A 5258-nucleotide genomic window follows, 5' to 3' on the forward strand; every position below is an offset into this window, starting at 1 on the left:
CCGATGCGTCGGACCGCCCCTCACGGGTTGGCCCTTGCCATTCGCTAGTGGTTAGCGTTCAATCGGGTAAAACCGGCTGAACGGTGATCTTCCCACAGGGGACTTTCACCCCATAAGTTCATGCCCATGCTGGGCGTACACAAGTCATTCCAGTTCGTTCCGGCCCTGGCGGCCCTCCACCGGACGCCCTTTTCTCCGCTCCGCTGCGTAAAGGTCGCCGCTGAATATTGGCGTTATGCGGACGTTCGTATTGACGTACGTACCCAAAAGCGTACACTTGGTGAAAAGTTGAACACACAAGGGGTGCGTCATGACCGGAATCACAGCAACTGAGGCGCGCAGCAACCTATATCGGTTGATCGACGAGACCGCCGAGTCCCACCAACCGATCGTCATCATGGGGAAGCGGAACAAAGCCGTCCTGGTTTCCGAGGAAGACTGGTCTGCAATTCAGGAAACACTTTACCTGCTCTCCGTACCAGGTATGCGGGAGTCTATTCGTGAGGGGATGGATACCCCCGTGGATGAATGCGATGAGGAGCTGGACTGGTGACATGGAAGTTGGTTTACACCAAGCAAGCCCAGAAAGACGCAAAGAAGTTGGCCTCCAGCGGCCTCAAACCAAAAGCCCAGGAACTGTTAGCGCTGATAGCGGAAGATCCATACCGCAAACCGCCTCCGTTTGAGAAGCTCATTGGTGATCTTGCGGGGGCCTATTCACGCCGCATCAATATTCAGCATCGTCTGGTCTACCAAGTGCTAGAGGACAAGCAAGTGGTGAAAGTCCTCAGGCTGTGGAGCCACTACGAATAATGCATAACCAGTCGCTGTTGCCGGACAATTTTTCCGCCGCTTGGCGGCTCCAAACCGGCGTGTGAGCCTGGCGTTACGCACATTTCCCACTGTATTGCATGGATACCGTGTATCCGGTAACCTATATCCATGATTCAGTCCTTTGGCAACCGAATTACCGAAGACCTATATAATGGTGTGACCAATGCTCGCGTGAGAAGGTTGCCGCAGAACATCAAGGAGCCTGCTCTTTATAAGCTTGATGTCCTGAACTCGGTAGTGACTCTCGATGAGCTCAGGTCGCCGCCAGGCAATCGACTTGAGGCATTGAAAGGTGACTATACAGGCTTCCACAGTATTCGTATCAATGCTCAATGGCGCATAGTTTTTCGGTGGGAAGGCTCGGGCGCTCATGAGGTCGAAGTTGTTGATTATCATTGAGGTGTTTCCATGATTCCTACTCACAGAATAAGCACACATCCCGGTGTGATACTGGTTAAAGAATTTCTCGAACCGATAGGCCTTACCCAAAAAGCTCTTGCAAATCATCTTGGAGTATCAGTTCAGCGTGTCAACGAGATTGCGCGCGGCAAGAGAGGAATTACACCAGATACCGCTTGGTTATTTGCTGAGGCGTTCAATACATCACCGGAATTTTGGCTCAACTTGCAGTCAACCTACGACCTGTCTGCTAGTCGCCCGACAACGCATATTTCACCCCTGGTATCTGCCAGCGCGTAACAAGTCATTCCAGTTCGTTCCGGCCCTGCAGGGCCTCCACCGGACGCCCTTTTCTCCGCTCCGCTGCGTAAAGGTCGCCGCTGAATATTGGCGTTACAACGTCACTTGTTTCGCTTGATATCGCGGTAGAAGTTTTCGTGTGAGCCCAGGGCCATCAGTTCAAGGACAAGGGCACCATCATCAAAACTGTAACCCAGCAGAGTCAATTGCTTGTTCATCTTGAATTTATGGACTCGCAGAAAGGCCAGATCTCCTTTCTTCTGCTCACCAATGTTGGGGTCGGCCATTAAGTCCTTAACAGCTAAATCAAGGTCTTTTTTCTGGTTGGGCTTGAGTTTCTTTACCGCTTTCTTGAACGTAGGGGTCTGTAATACACTCGTGGCTTTAACCAAAATCGTAGGCCTCTAGCTTTCCGGCGTCCCGCTCTGCCTGCGCAATTATGGCTTGCCTTACAAATTCGTAGGGTAAATCGGGGTTATCTTCCATTATCTCGCCGATTTTTGCCCAATGTTCAATTTGTTTGGGCGGGGTTCGATTAAGCGCTTTGGCTATAATAGTGGCTTTTTCAATTAGATTCTGATCTAAACGAATGCTGTTCGTGGCCATTTTTACCTCCAGTGTTGACTCGCCTCAATTGTAGCAGCATGCCACAATTGAGGCAAGTTGTAACAAGGCGCTGTTGTCGGACTGCTTTTCCGCTGGCGCTACAAAGCAGCCGCAAAGCGCGGCGTTATGGTCCTCAGTGGATAATTCAGTGTAAGATTTAACCCTCGAAAACCAAAGGAGAAATTGGCATGGAATGCCCCGATATTAGCAGTCTGAAGTTAGACCGGGCCGATGAAGAGGCTCTTGAGGTGATCAGAAGAGCCCAGCGTGCGGGGAGTCTACTCGAAGTCGTAATGCCCGCCGGAGTGATGGCGACCATATTCCTCGGTAATAATGCGGCACAAGCCACCTACAACATCCACTCTACCGATTGGGTCCTGTTTGCCCACGCCATGAGTACCCTCCCTGACATGATCCGTGCGAGAGTTAGTCAGGTTGCCAAAATCCGAATTCTCACTGGTAGTCTCAGCTATGAACAGCGGCAGTTTTGGGACGCGGTAGACAACGGGTGCGGAGGCTATTGAGATGCCAAAGCTATTTATGTCTGGGCTATTGCTTGCACTTTCGTCGTTGTCCGTGGCAGGGGCACCGGATGGAAATCATTACTACATCACTGGCAAAATCGCGGAGTACACTCAAGCATTTGATCGTTGTAATCAAATCGCGGAGAGTAGGGATCTACCTAGTAAAGAAATAATCACCAAACTGACCGATTTCACTCAACGTGATATCGAGCGTCTATTGATGTCAAAGGCCGCATTGTTGCGTCAGGAGTGCGAAAAACCCGAGTTGACGGAACTCGCTTATGCAATCTTGATCACGGAAAATGAGGAGCTTCAGCAGCATACACGAGAAGCTATTTCAGCCATCAAGGTGCTGGCATTCTCTGGTGACATTCGGAAATTTCAAGCGATTTATCAGTCCGTCCCCGCTGAAATTAGGCAGACGCTAGAAGACATTGGCTATTTTGACCGACCTTTTGATGATCGTAAGCTACTCGATGCAATCCGTAAAAAGCCATAACAGGCGGGGCAACTGCGATGGCCGCAAGAGGGGTACGCGGTCTGTGTCTGCTGGCAGGGCGAGCATTGATAGCGCACCTGACCGCAGTCCGGTGTGTGACAGGCAAGGATGGATTGCAGGGCGGCGTGATGCTCCGGGCGCAGCCGCGCCCCATAGTGTTGCTGCAAAGAAGTCTGATGATCGCGCAGAATCTGCGCCAGGGTGATCATGAGGCCACCCAGTCTACCTGTAGGCGATCGACCAGAGCGTTGATCATCAGCGCACTGTTCTGCTGGGCCTCGTGGGTCATCCGAGTGTAGCGGGCGGTGGTGACCGGACTGGCATGGCCCAGCAGAGTCTGAATCGAGCGCAGGTTAACGCCGTTCTCCAAAAGATGAGTGGCAAAGCTGTGGATGTGGACCCGTTTGCGAATGCCACACTCCAGAGCCACCAGTTTGATGGCCTTCTGTACCCCCTCGCGAGGCATGACCCGGGATACACCAGAACCGGAAGCGGCGACTGCCTCGTGGGGCGGTTGCCCGCCGGGGAACAGCAGCTCGGGATGACGGTGTGTGGCCCAGTAGCGCCGCAAGGCCTTGAGCGTCATCAGCGGCAAGGACACAAACCGGTCCTTCTTGCCCTTGCCGCAGCGCACATGAACCCGCATCAGGTGGCTGTCGACATCGGCGATGGTCAGGTTCAGGGACTCACTCAGGCGCAGGCCCAGGCTGTAGGTGGTGAGGAAATAGACCTGATAACTGAGTTTACGGGTGTGGCTGATCAGCCGCCCGACCTCCTCCAGGGAGAGCACATCCTGCAGGGACTGAACCTTGGGCGGCTTGACGATGGGCACGTATTCCCAGGGCTTGGCGAGAACATATTGATAGAAGCTCTGCAGGGCATTGCGAGCAATCTTGACCAGACTCCAGGACCGGTGTTCCACCAGGTGCATGAAGTACTGTCGGAGCTGATCGGTGCTAAGCTGATCGGGACAGGTCTCGAAATAGTCGCTTATCTGCCGCAGGCAGCGGGTTTACAGATCAATGGTCTTGGGGCTCTTCCCCCGCAGGGTGAGTTCGGTGAGGTAGCGTTGGTGCAGTGCTTGAAAACGGGCGTGTTCGTTGGCGTTCATGATACGTCTCCTGACAGGCCCTTCCGGAATGAAGGGGGTCAGGTAAGTACAGATGAATTACGCCTCTGCCGCGTAGCGGCTTCGTTCAACAAAAGCGTTATATTCCTTCCCTTGAACACCTTGCCAGGCGTCACGCAGTATCGTACTCTTTTACGTACACTTAAGCGTACCGAGGTGTTTCCATGTCAAGGGTTCGTGTAGATGAAGATATCCGTCCTCTGTCTGAATTCCGGGCAGGGGTAGCCACATTTGTAAAGCAGCTCCATGAAAACCGTCGTCCTATGGTGCTGACACAAAGAGGTCGTGGCGTTGCCGTACTGGTGGATGTTCACGAGTACGAGAAGATGCAAGAACGTCTGGAAATACTAGAAGAGGTGTATAAGGCGGAAGAACAGATAACTTCCGGTGATGGTATTGCGCATGAAGACGCGAAGGCTCGGGTTTTAAGCGGGCTGGCCCAATGAAGATTGTTTGGTCCCCGCTTGCGCTGGAGCGCGTCGAGGATACCGCTCGGTATATTGCAGAAGACAACCCAGATACTGCGATACGGTGGGTTGATGATTTATTTGCCACAGTAGAGCGGTTAGCTGATTTCCCTAAAAGTGGACGCATGGTTCCTGAGGTGGGGTCACCTCGCATCAGGGAGCTGATATTTGGAGCGTACCGGGTTATTTACAGCGTCAAAGATCAGGTTGATATTTTGACTGTGCGTCGCAGTAGCCAGTTATTGCGGATGTCTGAACTCGGTGATGACGAAACATAATTGGGTAGCCGAGGGTATCTAACCCTCAGCCCCCACAACACCCTGCATGCGGGACCGCACAGGCACAGGGCGTTTCCCGGAAATGTTTAAAGTAAAATGGCCGATTACCTCCTTCTTACCCCAATGACGGCTTCTGATTTTGCGCCAACGCTCCTGGGTCCGGTCGGATATAGAGCAGTTGAGCTGCACAGGCTCCTCATTGATTTCCGGGTTCAGGCCTTC

Annotated in this window: 12 protein-coding genes and 1 pseudogene; 8 read left to right on the forward strand and 5 right to left on the reverse strand. The window is 52.8% G+C overall.

Going from position 1 to position 5258, the window contains the following annotated elements; genetic code table 11:
• Positions 1 to 310 precede the first annotated feature (310 nt).
• From AC13C0_RS00580 to AC13C0_RS00595, 4 genes are all read left to right on the forward strand, one after another.
• Entirely contained in the window at positions 311 to 553 is a 243-nt protein-coding gene (locus tag AC13C0_RS00580; protein ID WP_058092928.1) for a type II toxin-antitoxin system Phd/YefM family antitoxin, read from the forward strand.
• Entirely contained in the window at positions 550 to 813 is a 264-nt protein-coding gene (locus AC13C0_RS00585; protein ID WP_117618763.1) for a Txe/YoeB family addiction module toxin, read from the forward strand. The genes AC13C0_RS00580 and AC13C0_RS00585 overlap by 4 nt, the downstream gene beginning before the upstream one ends.
• Before the next feature lie 129 nt (positions 814 to 942).
• Positions 943 to 1233 carry a type II toxin-antitoxin system RelE/ParE family toxin gene (locus AC13C0_RS00590; RefSeq protein ID WP_117618764.1) on the forward strand — a complete coding sequence of 97 codons (291 nt, stop codon included), beginning with the start codon at positions 943 to 945 and terminating at the stop codon, positions 1231 to 1233.
• A 9-nt stretch (positions 1234 to 1242) separates the two neighbouring features.
• The gene (locus AC13C0_RS00595) at positions 1243 to 1533 is read left to right on the forward strand and encodes a HigA family addiction module antitoxin (protein ID WP_117618765.1); all 291 of its coding nucleotides are present in this window, start codon (positions 1243 to 1245) and stop codon (positions 1531 to 1533) included.
• 101 nt (positions 1534 to 1634) lie between these two features.
• Here the strand turns inward: AC13C0_RS00595 and AC13C0_RS00600 are convergent, their stop codons facing one another.
• Both AC13C0_RS00600 and AC13C0_RS00605 read right to left on the reverse strand, forming a co-directional pair.
• A complete protein-coding gene (locus AC13C0_RS00600; RefSeq protein WP_341580838.1) occupies positions 1635 to 1925 on the reverse strand; it encodes a type II toxin-antitoxin system RelE/ParE family toxin in 291 nt (96 codons plus the stop codon).
• A complete protein-coding gene (locus tag AC13C0_RS00605; RefSeq protein ID WP_341580839.1) occupies positions 1918 to 2139 on the reverse strand; it encodes a TA system antitoxin ParD family protein in 222 nt (73 codons plus the stop codon). The genes AC13C0_RS00600 and AC13C0_RS00605 overlap by 8 nt, the downstream gene beginning before the upstream one ends.
• Before the next feature lie 188 nt (positions 2140 to 2327).
• On the opposite strand from AC13C0_RS00605, the gene AC13C0_RS00610 reads away from it, so the two are divergent.
• Both AC13C0_RS00610 and AC13C0_RS00615 read left to right on the forward strand, forming a co-directional pair.
• Positions 2328 to 2663, forward strand: a complete 336-nt coding sequence (locus tag AC13C0_RS00610; RefSeq protein WP_482953751.1) for a hypothetical protein — start codon at positions 2328 to 2330, stop codon at positions 2661 to 2663.
• A 1-nt stretch (position 2664) separates the two neighbouring features.
• Positions 2665 to 3162: a hypothetical protein gene (locus AC13C0_RS00615; protein WP_117618769.1), complete on the forward strand. Its 498-nt coding sequence runs from the start codon at positions 2665 to 2667 to the stop codon at positions 3160 to 3162.
• On the opposite strand, the pseudogene AC13C0_RS00620 reads toward AC13C0_RS00615, so the two are convergent.
• Positions 3162 to 3371, reverse strand: a pseudogene (locus AC13C0_RS00620) (transposase zinc-binding domain-containing protein); the annotation flags it as partial. The gene AC13C0_RS00615 and the pseudogene AC13C0_RS00620 overlap by 1 nt on opposite strands.
• Positions 3368 to 4165, reverse strand: a complete 798-nt coding sequence (locus AC13C0_RS00625; protein ID WP_482953753.1) for a tyrosine-type recombinase/integrase — start codon at positions 4163 to 4165, stop codon at positions 3368 to 3370. The pseudogene AC13C0_RS00620 and the gene AC13C0_RS00625, both read right to left, overlap by 4 nt.
• 290 nt (positions 4166 to 4455) lie before the next feature.
• Here AC13C0_RS00625 and AC13C0_RS00630 point away from each other — a divergent pair, with 290 nt between their 5' ends.
• Together AC13C0_RS00630 and AC13C0_RS00635 are read left to right on the forward strand one after the other, a co-directional pair.
• Positions 4456 to 4737, forward strand: a complete 282-nt coding sequence (locus AC13C0_RS00630) for a type II toxin-antitoxin system Phd/YefM family antitoxin (protein WP_117618771.1) — start codon at positions 4456 to 4458, stop codon at positions 4735 to 4737.
• On the forward strand, positions 4734 to 5036 hold the full coding sequence (locus tag AC13C0_RS00635; protein WP_117618772.1) for a type II toxin-antitoxin system RelE/ParE family toxin: 303 nt from the start codon (positions 4734 to 4736) through the stop codon (positions 5034 to 5036). The genes AC13C0_RS00630 and AC13C0_RS00635 overlap by 4 nt, the downstream gene beginning before the upstream one ends.
• Positions 5037 to 5054: 18 nt before the next feature.
• Here the strand turns inward: AC13C0_RS00635 and AC13C0_RS00640 are convergent.
• Positions 5055 to 5258: hypothetical protein (locus AC13C0_RS00640; protein WP_482953752.1), on the reverse strand; the 204-nt coding region annotated here is incomplete at its 5' end.

The sequence above is a fragment of the Marinobacter sp. B-21 genome (assembly GCF_056857895.1).